We start from the raw sequence: 18,067 nt of genomic DNA on the forward strand, positions 1-18,067 counted from the left end.
TCTTAACACTCGACAGGGGCGGGCCCGGCTCAGCAGACGGCTGCCGGGGCTTTTTCGCTGATGACCTGGCCGCCTTGCATGCGCACCAGTTGGTCGGCGACGTCGAAATAACGGTCGTCATGGGAGATCACGATGATGGTCTTGCCCAGGTATTTGAGTTCCGGCAGCAGCTCGGTGTAGAAAATCCGCCGGAACACCGGGTCCTGGTCGGCCGCCCATTCGTCGAACACCAGCACCGGACGTTCCTCCAGCCACGCGTTGAGCAGGGCCAGGCGCTTGCGCTGGCCGGTGGACAGATCGGTGGTGCTGAACGCGCCATCGCGGATGCTGACCTTGTGCGAAATCTCCAGGCGTTCGAGGTAGCGGTTGGCGTCCTCGGGCACTTGTTGATCGCCTTGCACCAGTTCGTCGAACAGGTAGTAGTCGGCAAAAATCGTGGTGAACAACTGACGGTAATCGTCACGGTTCTCGGCCACCACGGGCGCACCGTTGAGCAGGATTTCCCCGCCCTTTGGCGCATACAGCCCCAGCAGCAATTTGATCAGGGTGGTTTTGCCGCCGCCGTTCTCGCCGACGATGAACACGATTTCACCCTGACGGATCGACAGGTTGACCGGGCCGAGGGTGAACGGTTTGTTGTTGTCCACGGCGGCAAAGGCGTAGTGAACGTCACGCAGTTCCAGATGCTCGACCACCGGTTTGGCGCTGGCGGTGTCGCTCAGCAGCAGGTGCGGTTCCGGGGAGGAAAACTGTTCTGCCAGATCGGCAATGCGTTTGAAGGCGATGTTGGCGCGACTGACCACCGGCAGGGTGGTCACCAGGTATTCCAGCGGGCCTTTCATGTACAGCAGCACCAGCACGAAACCGCTGAGCACCGCTTTGTCGGTGCCCAGCCAGAAGGATTGCAGGGCGAGTGCCAGGCCGATCACGACAAAGAACAGCATCGAGCCAAACGTCTTGGCAACCACGAAGGTGTTGATCGAACGGATGTGGGTGTTGCAGATGTAATCGGCGGTGCCTTCGATGCGCTGGCTGAACATGCGCTGACGGCGCGGGCGATGAATGCGCAGTTCCTTGGCGCCGGCCGCAATGGCGCTGTAGTGCTTTTGCAGTTCGTCTTCGGCTTCACGGGCAGCTTCGAAACCCTTGATGCCTTTGGCCCGGGCGACGTACTGCACGACGGTGCCGATGATGATCGCCACCAGCAGCAGCGCGAACATCGGCACCGAGAGGTAAGCCAGGTAACCCAGGCAACCGAGGGTGACGGTGAAGGCAATGGCCAGTGGCGCGAAGGAAAACGCGAAGTCGCTGACGGTGTCGACGTCATGGGTCAGCACCGGGATCAGGCGATGGCTACGGAAGCGTTCGATCTGTTCGATCGGCGCCAGCAGGACTTTTTCGCCCAGGGATTTTCGCAGTCCGGCAATGATGTGCTGGCCGACATGGTTGGTGCCGATGTCGGACAGGATCGAGCTCAAAAGTGCCAGTGCACACAGCCCGGCGAAACTGGCGAGCACGCCCAGCGACGGGCTGCCGTTGGCGTTCAGGGCGTCATTGATGGTCGCCAGCAACGCCGTGACGCTGAGGCCGCCGACCATGCCGAGCATGATCGAGATCATGACCACCAGCCAATAGGGCTTGAGCAGACTGAGAACTTCGCTGATGGCGCCACGGGATTTAGTGGTCATGGGGGGATTCCGCTTTTGGAGGCCGCTGGGGGCGATGATTCGAGAAAAACCGGGAGGGCGTCGACCCGATGGCCGACGCCGGGGTGGATCAGAGGTCGCGGGCTACACGAAAGCCCAGCCAGTCGCCCCGCACTTTGGGGTAGACCGCGTTGCGGTTGCCGGAACGCGAGAACACCGGTGCCTCGCCCCAGTCATTGCCGCGGATGCGCTGGATGGTGCAGTCGCCGGTCAGCCACGCGCTGCCGTCACTCGGGGCGCCGACGTAGTTTTCGTTGTAGCAGTCGGCGGTCCACTCGTAGACGTTGCCGTGCATGTCATAGACGCCGAAGGCGTTGGCCGGAAAGCTGCCGGCCGGTGCGGTGAAGTTGTAGCCATCGGCTGCGCCGTAGGTGTTGGCGTGTTTGGCGATGCTGTATTCCTTGCCCTCATCGAACGGGAAAGGGAAGGGCCCGGCGCTGCCGGCACGCGCGGCGTATTCGCGCAGGGATTCACTGACCAGACGGTATTGCTTGCCGGTCTTTTTCGAGAGCCACGCCACGTACGCGTTGACCTCGGCGAAGTCCATGCACACGGCCGGATGCTTGTCGGTGTACTGCTTGCGCGGGTCGCTGCCGGCGTAATCCGGAATCCCGGCCTTGCACGCGCGGCCCTCGCGGTCATCACCGTCGGGCATCTGATAACCGGTGTCCTTGAGATAGGCGTCCCACTGGCCCCGAAGGATCTGGAAACGGCTGATGGCCAGCGGTTTGGCGAACGTCACCGGGTGCATCGGGCCTTCGTCCGGCTCGCGGCCGACTTCGTCCTCCGGGGTGCCCATGGTGAAGGTGCCGGTGGGCAGTACGACCATTTCCGGGCAGTCCTTGCAGTCTTTGAACACCTTGCCCGGCTGCAGCGGTTCAGCCGCCTGCGCCAGCCCCGGCAACAGGCTGGCGAGCAGGGCGGCCAGGGTCAGCGCGGGGAGCGACTTGATGGAAAAACTACGTAGCTCACTGTTCATCATTTCTCTCGATAACAGGTTTAAAGGAGTTCGCGGTGCTCAGATCTGGCTGACGAGCACGGTCATGAAGCGGTCGATTTCTTGTTCGTTGTTCAGCAGGCCCGGCGCGCTGCGAATGACCGGGCCGACGTCGCGGTCGACGGCATCGGCGATCACCTTGTTCTGCATCAGGTAGGCGGCGATCTTGTCGCAGTCCTTGCCCTTGACCCGGAAGAAGGTGAAGCCGGCGGACAGTTCGGGGCTCAGCGGCGTGACCAGTTCGATCTGCGGGTGTTCCTGCAGGCGTTTTTTCAGGTAGCTGTTCAAGGCGTGAATGCGCGCCTGGACCTCGGCCTTGCCCAATTGCAGGTGCAATTTGAACGCTTCGTTCAAGGCCCAGCGGTGCTCGAAGGCGTGGTAGCCGCCGGGGGTCATGGTGGTGGAAAACGCGGTGGCTTCGGAGAAGGTCGGAATGATCGGCGTGACGTACCTGACCTGATCGAAACGGCTGCAGACGATGCCGGTGCCGCGTGGGCCGAACATCCATTTGTGGGTGCCGGCGATGAAGAAGTCGCAGTTCATCGCCGGGAAGCTCAGGTCGTCGACGCCGAAGCCGTGTACGCCGTCCACCAGATAAATGATCCGGTTCTCGTCCGAACGGCCCTTGTTGTGCTTGTCGACCAACGCGCCGATTTCGGCGATCGGCAGTTTCACGCCGCTGCCCGAATGCACCCAGCACATGCCCAGCACGCGGGTTTCGGGGCGGATGTTGCTGTCGATGGCCGCGAGGATTTCGGCCTTGGTCGCCGTGTGCGGATTCTTGAACAGACGGATCTTGCGCACCTTGGTGCCTTCACGCTGTGTGCGCAGCGCGAGGATGGTGTGGGTGGCGTAGTGTTCGTGTTGAGTGGTGAGGATTTCCTGATCGGCACGCACATGGGCGCCGCCGTAAATCATCGCCAGGCCCTCGGTGGTGCTGCCGGTCAGGGCGATCTGTCTGGCGTCGGCTTGCAGATAGCGCCCCGCCCAGACCCGTACCTCTTCCTCGCGCTGCTCGATCACGCCCAGGTCCCAGTCCATCGCCAGTCCCGGATTCTTGTCGAGGGCGGCGCGGTGCTGGGCGATGGCGTCACGCACCGGTTTGGGGTGCGAGGTGATCAGGAAGTTGGAGAAGTGCAGGCAGTCCGGATCCTGCTCGAACAGCGTGCGCAACTGCGCCCACTTGTCCTGTGCCAGCGCCGCTGGCGCAATGTTCGCGTTGCTGGCGGGGCTGGCGCCTTGGGCGATGCCCGAGGCCAGCGGCAGGCCGGCGGCGAGAATCCCCGCCTGCTTGAGAAACGTACGACGATCGCTCATGGCTTGATCTTGTCCTGCTGTGAAATCAGCGCAGGTCGGGCGGCTTTCTGCACCTGATCCCAGACCCGCAGGAAGTTGCCGCCCCAGAGCTTGGCGATGTCGGCTTCGGAGTAGCCGCGCGAAATCAGTTCGGCGGTGACGTTGGGGATGTCGCCGACGTTCTCCCAGCCTTTGACGCCGCCGCCTTCGTTGAAGTCGGAGCTGATGCCAACGTGGTCGATACCGATCTTGCGCACGGTGTAATCGATGGCGTCGCCGTAGTCCTTGAGCGTGGCTTTGGGTTCTTCATCGAGGATCGCGTAGAGGCGGCTGGCGTACTGGCCGAACCTGGCCTCGGGCCATGCGGCGATGATCGGGTCGCCAGGCATCAGCGCCACGGCGAGGTTGGGCAGTGGCGGCAGGTCAAAGCTCTTGCGCAGTTCGTTGAGTTTGTCCTGTGTGGTCTGGGTCAGAGGGCGCAGGTACTGCGAGAAACCCACCACCTGCACCACGCCGCCGCTGTTCTTGATCAGTTGCAGTTCTTTGTCGCTGAGGTTGCGGGGGATGTCGACCATCGCCCGTGGCGCCGAGTGCGAGGCCACCATCGGTGTACGGCTCAGTTGTGCGACTTGCTCCAGCGCTTTGGTCGACATCTGCGACACGTCGATGATCACGCCCAGGTCGTTGAGGCGCTTGACCGCTTGCTTGCCGATGTCGGAGAGACCGTCGAGCGCATCCGGCGAATCATTGAAGAACGGCAGTGGCCGGGACGAGTCGGCCCAGTCGTTGTTGCCGATGTAGCTGAAGCCGAACATGCGCATGCCGCGCGCCGTCCACAGATCCAGCAGGTTCAGGTCGTGGCCCAGCGGGTAGGCGTTAAGCATGCTGATGAAAATCGCGAACTTGCCTTCGCCGTGCAGGCGCCGGAAATCATCGGGCGTGTAGGCGATCCCGACCTGATTGGGGAAGTCGCGGACCATGCCGGAGATGATCTTGTAGCGGATCTCCTGCTGGTTGCGCGCCTCTTCAACGAAACCCGCCGTCGGCTTGTGCGGCGCATTGGCGCCGTTCCACAGTTCCGGCCAGCCGAAAATCGTCAGCGCCGCACCGGACAGTTGCCCGCGATTGGCCTTGATCAGGTCGAACTGCCCCGGGCCGTCCTTGTCGGCTTCATTGCCGTGGGTACCGAAGTCCTGGAGGACGGTGATGTGGCTGTCGAACGACAGCAGGTGCTGGTGCATCTCGCGGGCCTGGTCCATCACCTTGGCCGGATAGCCGGGGTTGTCGTTGAGCCAGTAATCCCAGGCTGCGAAGCCTGCTGCGGCACTGATCGCCAGGGCCAGTGGCAGGCCAATGAAAAGAGCCTTTTTCGAACGTGGTTTTGTCATTGCCATCTCAGTCAGGTTCGCCGTCGAGGTACTGGCGCAGGGGCCATTGCTATCTGGAAAGAACGAGTGATTGGCAACGAAATTTAGTCGCATCGCCCTGTGGCGGGGGCGCCCTTAAATTTGTCGGGGCAGCGTACGTTCTAGCTTGGATAAGGCCTGCTTCATGGCTGACACAGGTAGGGCAATGAAGATTTCTCGACGATGGTTCATGGCAGGCCTGGCGCTGACCGGCGCTGCGGTACCTGCGGCTTATTTTGGTCATCGTGAATGGACCAGACCGGACCCCACGATCACCCCCGGCGAGGCGTCGTTCGACGTGGCCGACATGGCCGGTCAGCGTCTGGCGAACAAGTTGCGCGGGGTCTGGGACATCCGTTTCGAGGGCCGCGACTCCGGCGTCGAAGGGCTGCCGGCAAGCGGTCTGCAAGTGTTCCTCGACATCGGCCAGAAGGGGCGCGGTGTCTGCGGTTTTCTGGATACGCCCGAGCGTCTGCGCTCCGGCGAAACACCGCGTTACCGAATAATCGGAGATCTGGCCGAGGGCGACGCAGCGAAGCTGAGCTGGCGGCTGATCAGCGCGAACGGTCATGTCGACTACGAACTGCAAATGATCCTCGACGAAGTCTGGGCCGACTTCGGCAACGCCGGCAGCGGCAGCCTCAGCGGTCGGGTGTCACGTCTGGATCGGCCGTTGGCGCTGCCGATGCAGGACAACCGCTTCATTGCCGTCAAACATCTGTTCCCCGAAGCACGGCAGCGCACGCCGCTGAATCCGACGCTGCTGGCGTGGCTGATCTCTCCCGAGCATCGGTTGTTTCACCAGGTCTGGCATGCGACGCGGGACAAGTGGCACACCCTGGCCGAAGACAAGCGCAACGCGTTGCGCGGTCTCGGCTGGCAGCCCGGCCCGCGTGACAACGAGCGCGATGCCCGTGGCGACCGCAAGGATCGCAACGGTTCGGGCGTCGACTTCTTCTTCATGCACCGGCACATGCTTGGGACGGCGCGTTCGATGCAGGATCTGCCGTCGTGGGAGTATTTCCCGCTGCCGCAACCCGAACTGATCCGCGACCGGGTCGGTTTCGCCCGTTACTTCGATAACCACGACGGCACGGCACTGCCGCCGACGTGGCTGGCCGATGGCGACAATGAGTACAGCCAGTGGGTCAGCGACCTGAAAACTGCCGAGACCTATGAAAGCAATTTTCAGGTCTGGGAGTCGCAGTACCGCGACCCGGCCTATCTGGCCAAGCTCACGTTGGGCCAGTTCGGTTCAGAAGTGGAGCTGGGGCTGCACGACTGGCTGCACATGCGCTGGGCCTCGGTGCCGCGCGATCCGTCCAACGGCCAACCGGTGCCGTTTGCCCGGGATCCGGCGGATTTCGCCGCACGCTGGTTCGCGGCGGAAAACGACTTCCTCGGCGATCCGTTTTCATCCCACGTCAACCCGGTGTTCTGGCATTTCCATGGCTGGATCGATGACCGTATCGAAGACTGGTTCCGCGCTCACGAGCGCTTCCATCCGGGTGAAGTCACCCGGCAAGTGGTCAACGGTGTGCAGTGGTTTGCGCCGGGGCGCTGGAACGAAGTCGCTGACCCGTGGCTGGGGCCAACCACTCACGGTTGCAGCACCACGCCGGGGTTGCAGGTGGGCAAGTCAGTGGAGATGGATCCCGAGACCATGAAGCTGGCGCTGCGCATCACCTTCATCGGCGACGAGAAGAAACTCGCCGCACTGTTCCGCCGCGTGCCGCAGCGGCCGTGGTATGCGCGGCATTTGAAAGCCAAGGTTTGAAGCAAAAGATCGCTGCGTGCGATCTTTTGTTTTTCAGCGCGTCTCCCAACCCCCGCCCAACGCTTTGTACAACGCAATGCTCGCCTGCATCCGCGCCAGTCGCAGTTGCACGTTGAGATCCTGCGCGGCGTACAGCGTGCGCTGGGTTTCCAGCACGGTCAGCAGGTCTTCGGCGCCGGCCTGGTAACGGCTTTGGGAAAGATTGAACGCAGTCTGTGCCTGATTCAGCTCTTCGGTCTGCCATTGCCGCTGCTGATCCAGACCCTGAATGCTGTTCAGGGCTTTTTCCACGTCGGCGAAGCCATTGATGATCGCGCCGCGATAGGTTTCCAGCAGTTCTTCCTGGCGGGCGGTCGCCTTGTCGCGTTCTGCGGACAGGCGACCGTTATTGAAGATCGGCGCGATCAGCCCGGCGGTGAAGTTGTAGAACGGGCTGCGCATCACATCGTCGAAGCGGTTGGCGCCGGAACCCAGCTGCGCGCTCAGGGTGACCTTGGGCAGCATGGCGGCGCGGGCGACTTTGACGTCTGCCTGGGCGGCTGCCAGTTGCGCTTCGGCGCGGGCGATGTCCGGGCGGCGGGTCAGCAGATCGCTGGGCAATCCGGCAGCGATTTGCGGCCATTGCAGTTGATCGAACGATTCGAGGCTCGGTGGCAATTCCTGCGCCGGTCGCCCGAGCAGAGCCGCAAGACCGATTCGCGCGTCCTCGGCCTGTTGCTGCACCGTGGGCAGTTGTCGCTGTTGCGCGGCCACCAGACTTTTCTGCTGGGCCAGTTCCAGCGCGGTGGCAGAGCCGGCATTGAAACGGGTCTGCACCAGTTGCAGAACACTCTGCGCGTTGGCCAGGTTCAGCGCGGCAATGCGGCTTTGTTCCTGCAATGACAGCGCCTGGGTGTAACGGTTGGCGACGTCGCTGAGCAGGGTCAGTTCCACGGTGGCCTGATCGAACTCACTGGCGCGCAAGCCCTGGCGGGCGCTTTCGCGGGTGGCAGCCTGACCGCCCCAGAAGTCGATTTCATAACTGGCGCTGAGGTTGGCGTCGAAGTAGTCCACAGCCTTGTTGCTGCTGTCGGCATCCAGTTGGCTGTAGCCGTTGCCGCGCAGCAGTTTCTGGCGGTTGGCATTCAGGCCTGCGGTTATTTCCGGCAATTGCGAACCGCCGGCGATCACCGTGCTGGCGCGAGCCTGACGCACGCGGGCGATGGCGGCGGCCAGATCGTGGCTGCCGCTTTGCGCCTGTCCGATCAGTTGGTTCAGGTGCGGGCTGGCGAAATGCGTCCACCATTGCCGGTTGGTCTGCGCCACCGATTGCCCGGTCAGCGACTGCCATGCGGCGGGGGCGGTCACGCCGCTCTCCGGGCGTGGGGCGGGGCTGCCGCAGGCGCTCAGCATCAGGCAAAGGGTCAACAGGCTCAGTTGCGGTTTCATAGATCGATCATTCACTGGTGAGGGCCGTGACCGGGTCGAGCCGGGCAGCTTTGCGGGCGGGCATGAAGCCAAAAACCACCCCGGTGATCAGTGCGCAGGCGAAGGCGCCGGCGATGGCCACCAGGGAAAATGCGACGGCGACTTCGCTGAGTATCAATACGCCGCCCACGAGCAGCGCCAGGCCGATGCCGGCAATGCCGCCGACCACCGACAGCATCACCGCCTCGGTCAGGAACTGACGCAGGATGTCGCGCTGACGGGCACCGGTGGCCATGCGGATACCGATTTCGCGAGTGCGTTCACGCACGGTCATGAGCATGATGTTCATCACGCCGATGCCGCCGACCAGCAGCGAAATCGCGGCAATCGAACCGAGCATCAGCGACAGGGTGTTTTGCGTGCGCGCTTCGGCCTGAATCATCGCGGCATTGTTGGTCAGCTCGAAATCCTTCTTGCCGTTGTGCAACTGCAACATCAATTGCTCGATGGCCATTTCGGTTTCATGGACCTTGCGCGCGTCAGCGGCGGCGATCACCACGTACTCGGGGTTGTGCGTGCCAAACAGCCGCACGCTGGCCGCGGAGTAGGGGATGGCGATGCGATTGTCGCTGTCCTGATCGCCGGAGCTGGCGCCCTTGCCGGCCAGTACTCCCACTACCTGGAACGGCACGTTCTCGATCAGGATGTATTGGCCGATCGGATTGCTCACGTTCTTGAGCAACTTGTCGCGGACCTTTTTGCCGATCACCGCGACGGCCGCACCGTTGCGCTCATCGGCCTCGGTGAAGTAGCTGCCTTCGACCACCGGCCAGTTGAAGATGTCCGGGAAGTTGGTGTCGTTGCCGCCGATGTAACTCATGTGATCGAGGTTGCCGAAGCGCACCCCGGCTTCGGCACCGTTGACCGGCATGATGCGAGTGATCTGCGGCAGGCTGGCCAGTGCGGCGACTTCATCCAGGGTGACGATGCCCGGTGGTGTGCGCGGGTTCGGCGCGGCACCGCTGAGGTAAATGATGTTGGAGCCGAAGGCGCCCATCTGCGCCATGACCTGGCGTTTGCTGCCTTCGCCAACGGCGAGCATCACCACTACCGACGCCACGCCGATGATGATCCCCAGCAGTGTCAGTGCGGTACGGAAGCGGTTGATCCACATGACGCGCCACGCCGCCTGCACCGCATCGACCAGCTCACCTTTCCAGGCGCCGCTCGCTTCGCTGCCCTCGCTCAGGCGCTTGCGCAGATCCACGGCCTGCAAGGCACCAGGGTTGGCGCTGGCCTGCACGGTGGGGTCTTCCGTGGCGCTGTCGCGGATGATCAGGCCGTCGCTGATTTCAATGATGCGCTTGGCCCGGGCCGCCACTTCACGGTCGTGGGTGATAAGGATGACCACATGACCCTGGCTCGCCAGCTCGTCGAGCAGCGCCATGACTTCCTTGCCGCTGTGGCTGTCGAGCGCGCCGGTCGGTTCGTCCGCGAGGATGATATGACCGCCGTTCATCAAGGCGCGGGCGATCGACACCCGTTGTTGCTGACCACCGGACAGTTGATGGGGGCGGTTGCCGGTGCGTGAGGCCAGACCGAGGCGCTCGAGCAGGGCGGCGGCACGTGCATGGCGCTCGGCGGCGGGAATGCCGGCATAGATGGCCGGCATCTCGACGTTTTCCTGGGCGGAGCCGGACGGAATCAGGTGGTATCCCTGAAACACAAAACCGAAGGCTTCGCGACGCAGCCAGGCCAGTTCATCGGTGTCCAGGCCAGCGACGTTTTCCCCGGCAAAGCGGTATTCGCCGGACGTGGGCCGGTCGAGGCAGCCGAGGATGTTCATCAGCGTCGATTTGCCGGAGCCGGACGCGCCGACGATCGCCACGAACTCGCCGGCATGGATCGACAGGTCGATGCCGCGCAGCACGTGAACTTCCGGTGCGTCGCCGCCGCCGTAGGATTTGCGGATGTCCTGCAGGTCGATCAGGGGCGTTTGCATTCAGCCTCCGTTGCCGTCGGCCGGGCCGATCAACAGATGATCGCCTTCGCTGAGGCCGTCGAGGATCTGCACTTTCAAGCGATCGCTGATGCCGGTGCGCACGGTGCGTTGCTCGATGTCGCCGTTCTGTGCCACGACCCGGGCAATCTGGCTGTCGGGTTTGGTGCTGCCATGCAGGGCCGCAATCGGTGCGGTGAGGACGTCTTTCGCCTGATTCGAGACAAAGAACACTTGGGTGGTCATCTCCGCCATCAGCGCGTTGTCGGCGTTGTCGACGTCCAGCAACACGGTGTACAGCACCACGCGACCGGCACCGCTTTTGCTGGTGCTGGTCGGGCTGCCGCCGCCCTGGCTGGTCTGATCCAACGGTTTGGGCGGTACCGGCAGGATCTGCCGCACGGTGCTGCTCCAGCGCCGGTTGCCGCCGCTGAGGGTGGTGAAATAAGCGGTCATGCCCGGTTTGACGTGGCCGATGTCAGCCTCGGAGACTTCCGCCCAGACCGTCATTGGCGACAGCTTGGCGATCCGCAGGATCAGCGGCGTCTGTTGTTGCGCATTGAGTGTCTGGCCTTCGCGAGCGTCCAGCGCAACCACGGTGCCGGCCATCGGCGCGAAGATCCGGGTGTAGCCGAGTTCGGCCTGATCGCTGCGCAGACTTGCCTGTGCCTGACGGATCTGCGCCTGGAACATGTCGATCCGCGCCTGTGTGGCTTTGAGTTCGGCGCGGGCGGTCTGCACGTCCTCTTCTCGGGTGGCGCCGCCGGCGGCCAGGTTCTGCTGGCGCTGGTACTTCTGGCGCGCCAGTTCGTGTTGAGCCTGTTGTTCCTGCAACTGCGCCTTGAGGTTTTCGATGGAAAACTGGCTGGCGTCGAGTTTGGCCTTTTGCGTGGCCGGGTCGATTTCCACCAGCAGTTGGCCTTCCTTGACCACGTCGCCGACTTCCACGTGGATCTTGCGAATCTGCCCTGAAGCCTGGGCGCCGACGTCCACATAGCGGCGTGGCTGGAGGGTGCCGAGTGCGGTCACGCTGCTTTCTATATCACCACGGGAGACTTGCACGGTGGCGAATTTGTCCCGGCCGGGCGGCAAGACTTGCCAGGCGGCAACAGCAATAACGGGAATCAGACAAAGGGCGATGAGCAGGGCGCGTCGGGCGGGGCGGGGACGTTTCATGCAGGGTTCCGGCCAGTGGAAATCGGCCCGTCGTTCAGCAGGCACCGCGAACGGGCCACGGTCGAACGCTGTCGCAGGGCGCGACAGATACGGGGGGCTGTCCTTTAAACGAGAGACGGGGTGGGGAATTTAAGCGCTGAAAAACGCGGTAACAGGTATAGCTGGCAACAATTTGTCGGGCAAATGGAAACAGCGCTTTAAATCTATATGAGAATTACTATAAATTACGCGTCTGAATTTGCCACCATCGTGCCACTGCCTGTTTTGGCAGATCGCCGGTCTGGCTCAAGGATCGAAACCGCACCCTGCGGCCGGGAGTCATGTTGGAAAACTACTATCGCGAGCTGGTGTGTTTCCTGAACGCCAAGCTAGGCAACCGCCAGGTGGCCGAAGATGTGGTGCATGACGCTTATCTGCGGGTTCTGGAACGATCCAGCGACACGCCAATCGAGCAGCCCCGCGCATTTCTCTACCGCACGGCGCTCAACCTGGTGATCGATGACCACCGGCGCAATGCCTCGCGTCAGGTCGAATCCCTTGATGTGCTCGACAGCGAAGAGCGCTATTTCAGTCCTTCTCCTCATCACAGTCTCGATCATGGCCAGCGCCTGGCGCTGTTGCAGCGTGCACTGGCCGAGCTGCCGGCGTTGTGCCGCGAGAGCTTTTTGCTGCGCAAGATCGAAGGGCTGTCGCACCCGGAGATCGCCGAGTGCCTGGGTATTTCCAAGGCCTTGGTCGAAAAACACATCGTCAACGCCATGAAACATTGCCGGGTGCGCATCAAGCAATGGGATGGACATTGATCGTTCCCGGTTAAATTTTTTTTCACCGTCCTCGTTCCTACTCAACAGACGATCTGCTGTCCTGCACAAGGCCGGTCAGGTCACCCAGGCTTCATCCCCGCTGTTGAGGGGTACATCCAGAGGACACTGGAAATGACACAGGCAATTGCATCGCCCATCGTTCACGACCTGATCGGCGTCGGTTTCGGCCCTTCGAACCTGGCGCTGGCCATCGCTCTGCAAGAGCGCGGCCCGACCCAGGGCGAACTGGATGTGCTGTTTCTCGACAAGCAACCGACCTACAGCTGGCACGGCAACACGCTGTCGACCCAGAGTGAATTGCAGATTTCCTTCCTCAAGGATCTGGTGACCCTGCGCAACCCGACCAGCCCGTACTCGTTCGTCAATTACCTCAAGCAGCACGGTCGTCTGGTGGACTTCATCAACCTCGGCACCTTCTACCCGTGCCGCATGGAGTACAACGACTACCTGCGCTGGGTCGCCGCGCAGTTCACCGAACAGAGCCGCTACGGCGAAGAAGTGCTGACCATCGAGCCGGTGCTGCACAACCATCAGGTTGAAGCGCTGCGGGTGATTTCCCGTGGGACGGACGGCCAGCAATTCGTTCGCACCGCGCGTTCGGTGGTGGTCAGCGCCGGCGGCACACCGCGCATTCCCGAAGCCTTCAAGGCGCTGAAGGGCGATGCCCGAGTGTTCCACCACTCGCAGTACCTGGCGGAGATGGCCAAGCAGCCGTGCGTCAATAATCAACCGATGAGCATCGCGATCATCGGTGGCGGCCAGAGCGCGGCGGAAGCGTTCATCGATCTGAACGATTCGTTCCCGTCGGTGCAGGTCGACATGATCCTGCGCGGCTCGGCGCTGAAGCCGGCGGACGACAGTCCGTTCGTCAACGAAGTGTTCTCGCCGGAATTCACCGACCTGATCTTCCAGCAGAAGAGCAGCGAGCGTGAGCGTCTGGTCAACGAGTATCACAACACCAACTACTCGGTGGTCGACATCGACCTGATCGAGCGCATCTACGGCATCTTCTATCGCCAGAAAGTCTCGGGCGTGGCACGTCATGCGTTCCGCACCCTGACCACTGTCGAGAAAGCCACTGCCACCGAGCACGGTATCGAACTGACCGTGCGCAACAATGCCACCGGCGAAGTCACCGTGCGTGCCTACGACGCGGTCGTGCTGGCCACCGGTTACGAGCGTCAGATGCACCGCAAACTGCTGGCGCCGCTGGAAGAGTACCTGGGCGACTTCGAAGTCGATCGCAACTACAAACTGATCACCGACGAGCGCTGCAAGGCCGGTCTGTACATGCAGGGCTTCTGCCAGGCCAGCCACGGCCTGAGCGATACGCTGCTGTCGATCCTGCCGATCCGCGCAGACGAGATTGCCGGCTCGCTGTATGAGCATGGCAAACATCGTGGGCACAGCCGTTCGGTGATGGACTTGTTGTTGGCCACGGCCAGCTGATGACTTCCTGACGACTCCCGCGCTGAGCGCGGGAGTCGTTTCGAGGTCAATCCTGAACCCTTCCTGAATGACCTCCACATCCCCCAACCTCATTTCCTTTACGGGTTTACTCTCCAGGCATCGGGGCGTAAGCTTCGCGCGTTTTCATCAATAGCGGAGACCCACAGTGGGTACTTGTTCGAGTGACAGTTGTCGGCCGGTCCTTGTAACCGGCAGATTCTCGGCAAGATAACGCGCATTCCTTTGTGCCGTTGTCTCGCCGAACAGCGAGCAGCGGCATCCCGATCATGGTCAGTTGAGACCATGTCCCGACGTCCTTCTCATCGACGCTGAAAAGAGCGTGGTTTCGACTTTTTCGTCGCAATCGCAGCCCTATCGACACGCCTGTCTTTTTTGACTGGCGCGCCAACCCTTGCCGTGCCGAATTTTTCGGTGCAAGAGGGCTGGACGTACCTGCTTGACGGTTTCCCGGCTGACCATAGGGGCAACAGCCATGAAACTTACGCTCAAGGAATTTTTCGCAGGCTTCCTGCGGACCCGTCACATCGCCCGGCACTTCCGTCGTCTGGCCGTGCTGGAAAGTCTTCGCGACACCACGGTCAGCCGTGAAGTGCCGCCCACCCTGGCCAACACGTTGGTGGACGCCGCCCATTGCGACAGCGGCGTGTTGCTGTCGAACCTCGGTACCCACACCGACGGGCTAACCGATTTCGAAGTCGATGTGCTGCGTGCGCAGCATGGCCTCAACGAAGTCGAGCATGAGCAACCGCTGCCGTGGTGGACCCACCTGTGGCACTGCTACAAAAACCCGTTCAACCTGCTGCTGACCCTGTTGGCGGTGATCTCGTGGCTGACGGACGACCTCAAGGCGGCCACCGTGATTTTCTCGATGGTGGTGCTTTCGACCCTGCTGCGCTTCTGGCAGGAAAGCAAATCCAACCGGGCGGCCGACGCGCTCAAGGCTATGGTCAGCAACACCGCCACCGTGCTGCGCCGAGATGCGCCGCGCACTGAACTGCCGATCAAGCAACTGGTGCCCGGTGATCTGATCGTGCTTTCGGCCGGCGACATGATTCCTGCCGATTGCCGGGTGCTCAGCGCCAAGGATCTGTTCGTCAGCCAGGCGGCGATGACCGGCGAATCGATGCCGGTGGAGAAATTCCCCCGTCAGGCGGATCGCGATACGCGTAATCCACTGGAGCTCGACAACATCCTGTTCATGGGCACCAACGTGGTGTCCGGGACAGCGGTGGCGGTGATTCTCACCACGGGCAACAGCACTTACTTCGGTGCGCTGGCGCTGCGGGTCGGGGCAACCGATCGCGGGGTGACGTCGTTCCAGCAGGGCGTGAACAAAGTCAGCTGGCTGTTGATTCGCTTCATGTTCGTCATGGCGCCGCTGGTGTTGTTCATCAACGGTTTCACCAAGGGTGACTGGACCGAAGCCCTGCTGTTCGCGCTGTCGATCGCCGTGGGCCTGACCCCGGAAATGCTGCCGATGATCGTCACCTCGACCCTGGCCAAGGGCGCGGTGTTCCTGTCGCGCAAGAAAGTCATCGTCAAACGCCTGGACGCCATCCAGAACTTCGGCGCCATGGACGTGCTGTGCACCGACAAGACCGGCACCCTGACTCAGGACAAGATCTTCCTGGCGCGCAACGTTGACGTCTGGGGCGAAGACTCCGACGACGTGCTGGAAATGGCCTATCTGAACAGCTACTACCAGACCGGCCTGAAAAACCTGCTCGACGTGGCGGTCCTGGAACACGTGGAAGTCCACCGTGAACTGAAGGTCGGCACGGCGTTTCGCAAGGTCGACGAGATCCCGTTCGACTTCAATCGCCGGCGCATGTCGGTGGTGGTCGAAGGGCACGGGCAACCGCATCAGTTGATCTGCAAAGGCGCGGTGGAAGAAGTGTTGTCGGTGTGCACCCGGGTTCGTCACGGTGAAGTCGACGAAGCCTTGAGCGATGAATTGCTGGCGAGAATTCGTCAGGTAACAGCAGCATTCAACGCTGAAGGCTTGCGCGTGGTAGCGGTGGCGGCACGGTCGATGCCGGAAGGTCGCGACACTTACAGCCTGGGCGACGAGCAGGAACTGACGCTGATCGGTTATGTGGCATTCCTCGATCCACCGAAGGAAAGCACTGCACCGGCACTCAAGGCTCTGGCCGAGCATGGTGTTGCCGTGAAAGTGCTGACCGGCGACAACGAATTGGTGACCGCCAAGATCTGCCGCGAAGTGGGCCTGGCCCAGCAAGGCCTGTTGATGGGCAACGACATCGAACGCATGAGCGATGCGGAACTGGCGGTGGCGGTGGAGACCACCAACGTGTTCGCGAAACTGACGCCGTCGCACAAGGAGCGCATCGTGCGCATCCTCAAGGGCAACGGCCACGTGGTCGGGTTCATGGGCGACGGCATCAACGACGCACCGGCACTGCGCACCGCAGACATCGGTATTTCCGTGGACAGCGCGGTGGACATCGCCAAGGAAGCGGCCGACATCATCCTGCTGGAAAAGAGCCTGATGGTGCTGGAGGAGGGCGTGCTGGAAGGGCGTCGGACCTTCGCCAACATGCTCAAGTACATCAAGATGACCGCCAGCTCGAACTTCGGCAACGTGTTCTCGGTGTTGGTGGCCAGTGCGTTCATTCCGTTCCTGCCGATGCTGCCGATGCACCTGCTGGTGCAGAACCTGCTGTATGACATTTCGCAGATCGCGATCCCGTTCGACAACGTCGACGACGAAATGCTGAAACAGCCACAACGCTGGCAGCCCGGGGATGTCGGACGCTTCATGCTGTTCTTCGGCCCGATCAGTTCGATCTTCGACATCACAACGTTCGCCTTGATGTGGTACGTGTTTGATGCCAACACCCCGGATCACCAGACGTTGTTCCAGTCCGGCTGGTTTGTGGTAGGGCTGCTGACCCAGACGCTGATCGTGCACATGATCCGCACGCCGAAGATTCCGTTCCTGCAAAGCCGCGCGGCCATGCCGCTGCTGGTGATGACCGGAATCATCATGGCCGTGGGCATCTTCCTGCCGATGGGACCGCTGGCGCACTACTTCAAATTGCAGGCGCTGCCGTCGATGTACTTCGTGTTCCTGCCGGTGATCCTGCTGGCGTACATGGCACTGACCCAGGCCGTAAAAGGCTTCTACATCCGCCGGTTCGGCTGGCAGTAACAGGAAAGATTCCCCCCTTGTGGGAGCAAGGGGGGCGGTTTCAAGGAGTTCAACATGCAAGCTATCAACAACATCAACCTCGATTCGCTGCTCGACACCCTGGTCAGCCTCAGCGCGGCCTTCATTCTCGGTGGCCTGATCGGCTTCGAACGCCAGTACCGGCAACGTACGGCGGGCTTGCGCACCAACGTGCTGGTGGCGGTCGGCGCGGCGATTTTCGTCGACATGGCCAACCGGCTCGGCGGGGCGGAAGGCGCGGTTCGGGTGGTCGCCTACGTGGTATCCGGGATCGGCTTTCTCGGTGCCGGTGTGATCATGCGCGAAGAGGGCAATGTGCGCGGTCTCAATACCGCCGCCACACTCTGGACCTCGGCAGCGGTCGGCGCCTGTGCCGGCGCCGACCTGCTGGCCGAGGCGGTGCTCGGCACCTTGTTCGTGCTCGCCGCGAATACCTTGCTGCGGCCGATCGTCAACAACATCAACCGCCAGCCGCTGGATGTGGTCTCGGCGGAAGTCACCAACATCGTCTATGTCATTGCCCGGCGCTCGCAGCAGACTGCCGTGTTCGCCTTGCTTGAAGCCGAGCTCGAACGCAGCAACTACCCGGCCAGTGACGTTGATGTGCACGCCTTCGGTGCTGATGAAATCGAGATCGAAGCCACACTCGCAACCACCTCGGTGGACGGCGATGAACTGGACGCACTGGTGAAGCGAATCTCCACCTCGAGTCTGGTGGTGCAGGCGTTCTGGAGCCCGAGCACCACGGAATAAGGTTTTGAAACCCGATGCCTGGCAACCGCATGGAAATCGGGCTCGGCCGCATTCGGTGAATTTTCA

General features: G+C 62.1%; 12 protein-coding genes. 5 read left to right on the forward strand and 7 right to left on the reverse strand.

Annotation, left to right across the window (positions count from 1 at the left end; all coding sequences use genetic code 11):
* Positions 1–29 precede the first annotated feature (29 nt).
* The 4 genes from AC07VV_RS24935 to pvdM all read right to left on the reverse strand — a co-directional run bounded on the left by AC07VV_RS24935 (position 30) and on the right by pvdM (position 5,387).
* Positions 30–1,688: a cyclic peptide export ABC transporter gene (locus AC07VV_RS24935; protein ID WP_085732444.1), complete on the reverse strand. Its 1,659-nt coding sequence runs from the start codon at positions 1,686–1,688 to the stop codon at positions 30–32.
* Between the two features lie 88 nt (positions 1,689–1,776).
* The gene (pvdO, locus tag AC07VV_RS24940) at positions 1,777–2,685 is read right to left on the reverse strand and encodes a dihydropyoverdine dehydrogenase (RefSeq protein WP_495037754.1); all 909 of its coding nucleotides are present in this window, start codon (positions 2,683–2,685) and stop codon (positions 1,777–1,779) included.
* A gap of 39 nt (positions 2,686–2,724) precedes the next feature.
* The gene (pvdN, locus tag AC07VV_RS24945) at positions 2,725–4,020 is read right to left on the reverse strand and encodes a pyoverdine-tailoring periplasmic protein PvdN (protein ID WP_495037755.1); all 1,296 of its coding nucleotides are present in this window, start codon (positions 4,018–4,020) and stop codon (positions 2,725–2,727) included.
* Positions 4,017–5,387, reverse strand: a complete 1,371-nt coding sequence (gene pvdM, locus AC07VV_RS24950; protein WP_495037756.1) for a pyoverdine-tailoring dipeptidase-like protein PvdM — start codon at positions 5,385–5,387, stop codon at positions 4,017–4,019. Before pvdM ends, pvdN begins: the two co-directional genes overlap by 4 nt.
* A gap of 184 nt (positions 5,388–5,571) precedes the next feature.
* Between pvdM and pvdP the strand changes: the two genes are divergently transcribed.
* Positions 5,572–7,182, forward strand: a complete 1,611-nt coding sequence (gene pvdP, locus AC07VV_RS24955; protein ID WP_495037757.1) for a pyoverdine maturation tyrosinase PvdP — start codon at positions 5,572–5,574, stop codon at positions 7,180–7,182.
* 33 nt (positions 7,183–7,215) lie between these two features.
* Here pvdP and AC07VV_RS24960 read toward each other — a convergent pair whose 3' ends face one another.
* The 3 genes from AC07VV_RS24960 to AC07VV_RS24970 are packed head-to-tail and all read right to left on the reverse strand — an operon-like array spanning position 7,216 to position 11,764.
* The gene (locus tag AC07VV_RS24960; RefSeq protein ID WP_495037758.1) at positions 7,216–8,610 is read right to left on the reverse strand and encodes an efflux transporter outer membrane subunit; all 1,395 of its coding nucleotides are present in this window, start codon (positions 8,608–8,610) and stop codon (positions 7,216–7,218) included.
* A gap of 7 nt (positions 8,611–8,617) precedes the next feature.
* Positions 8,618–10,591 carry a MacB family efflux pump subunit gene (locus AC07VV_RS24965; protein ID WP_096821161.1) on the reverse strand — a complete coding sequence of 658 codons (1,974 nt, stop codon included), beginning with the start codon at positions 10,589–10,591 and terminating at the stop codon, positions 8,618–8,620.
* The gene (locus AC07VV_RS24970) at positions 10,592–11,764 is read right to left on the reverse strand and encodes an efflux RND transporter periplasmic adaptor subunit (RefSeq protein WP_102621962.1); all 1,173 of its coding nucleotides are present in this window, start codon (positions 11,762–11,764) and stop codon (positions 10,592–10,594) included.
* Positions 11,765–12,084: 320 nt separating this feature from the next.
* On the opposite strand from AC07VV_RS24970, the gene AC07VV_RS24975 reads away from it, so the two are divergent.
* The 4 genes from AC07VV_RS24975 to AC07VV_RS24990 all read left to right on the forward strand — a co-directional run bounded on the left by AC07VV_RS24975 (position 12,085) and on the right by AC07VV_RS24990 (position 18,001).
* The gene (locus tag AC07VV_RS24975) at positions 12,085–12,567 is read left to right on the forward strand and encodes a sigma-70 family RNA polymerase sigma factor (protein WP_096821163.1); all 483 of its coding nucleotides are present in this window, start codon (positions 12,085–12,087) and stop codon (positions 12,565–12,567) included.
* Positions 12,568–12,699: 132 nt separating this feature from the next.
* On the forward strand, positions 12,700–14,037 hold the full coding sequence (locus AC07VV_RS24980) for a lysine N(6)-hydroxylase/L-ornithine N(5)-oxygenase family protein (RefSeq protein ID WP_493091519.1): 1,338 nt from the start codon (positions 12,700–12,702) through the stop codon (positions 14,035–14,037).
* A gap of 493 nt (positions 14,038–14,530) precedes the next feature.
* Positions 14,531–17,230: a magnesium-translocating P-type ATPase gene (mgtA, locus tag AC07VV_RS24985; RefSeq protein WP_096821165.1), complete on the forward strand. Its 2,700-nt coding sequence runs from the start codon at positions 14,531–14,533 to the stop codon at positions 17,228–17,230.
* Between the two features lie 54 nt (positions 17,231–17,284).
* The gene (locus tag AC07VV_RS24990) at positions 17,285–18,001 is read left to right on the forward strand and encodes an MgtC/SapB family protein (protein WP_475274794.1); all 717 of its coding nucleotides are present in this window, start codon (positions 17,285–17,287) and stop codon (positions 17,999–18,001) included.
* Positions 18,002–18,067 lie beyond the last annotated feature (66 nt).

Source organism: Pseudomonas sp. GW821-FHT02C04, from assembly GCF_059421845.1.

Bases quoted from the DNA above. Each gene is read 5' to 3' on its own strand.
- AC07VV_RS24935 (WP_085732444.1), bottom strand. From the start codon at position 1,688: ATGACCACTAAATCCCGTGGCGCCATCAGCGAAGTTCTCAGTCTGCTC.
- pvdO (WP_495037754.1), bottom strand. From the start codon at position 2,685: ATGAACAGTGAGCTACGTAGTTTTTCCATCAAGTCGCTCCCCGCGCTG.
- pvdN (WP_495037755.1), bottom strand. From the start codon at position 4,020: ATGAGCGATCGTCGTACGTTTCTCAAGCAGGCGGGGATTCTCGCCGCC.
- pvdM (WP_495037756.1), bottom strand. From the start codon at position 5,387: ATGACAAAACCACGTTCGAAAAAGGCTCTTTTCATTGGCCTGCCACTG.
- pvdP (WP_495037757.1), top strand. From the start codon at position 5,572: ATGAAGATTTCTCGACGATGGTTCATGGCAGGCCTGGCGCTGACCGGC.
- AC07VV_RS24960 (WP_495037758.1), bottom strand. From the start codon at position 8,610: ATGAAACCGCAACTGAGCCTGTTGACCCTTTGCCTGATGCTGAGCGCC.
- AC07VV_RS24965 (WP_096821161.1), bottom strand. From the start codon at position 10,591: ATGCAAACGCCCCTGATCGACCTGCAGGACATCCGCAAATCCTACGGC.
- AC07VV_RS24970 (WP_102621962.1), bottom strand. From the start codon at position 11,764: ATGAAACGTCCCCGCCCCGCCCGACGCGCCCTGCTCATCGCCCTTTGT.
- AC07VV_RS24975 (WP_096821163.1), top strand. From the start codon at position 12,085: ATGTTGGAAAACTACTATCGCGAGCTGGTGTGTTTCCTGAACGCCAAG.
- AC07VV_RS24980 (WP_493091519.1), top strand. From the start codon at position 12,700: ATGACACAGGCAATTGCATCGCCCATCGTTCACGACCTGATCGGCGTC.
- mgtA (WP_096821165.1), top strand. From the start codon at position 14,531: ATGAAACTTACGCTCAAGGAATTTTTCGCAGGCTTCCTGCGGACCCGT.
- AC07VV_RS24990 (WP_475274794.1), top strand. From the start codon at position 17,285: ATGCAAGCTATCAACAACATCAACCTCGATTCGCTGCTCGACACCCTG.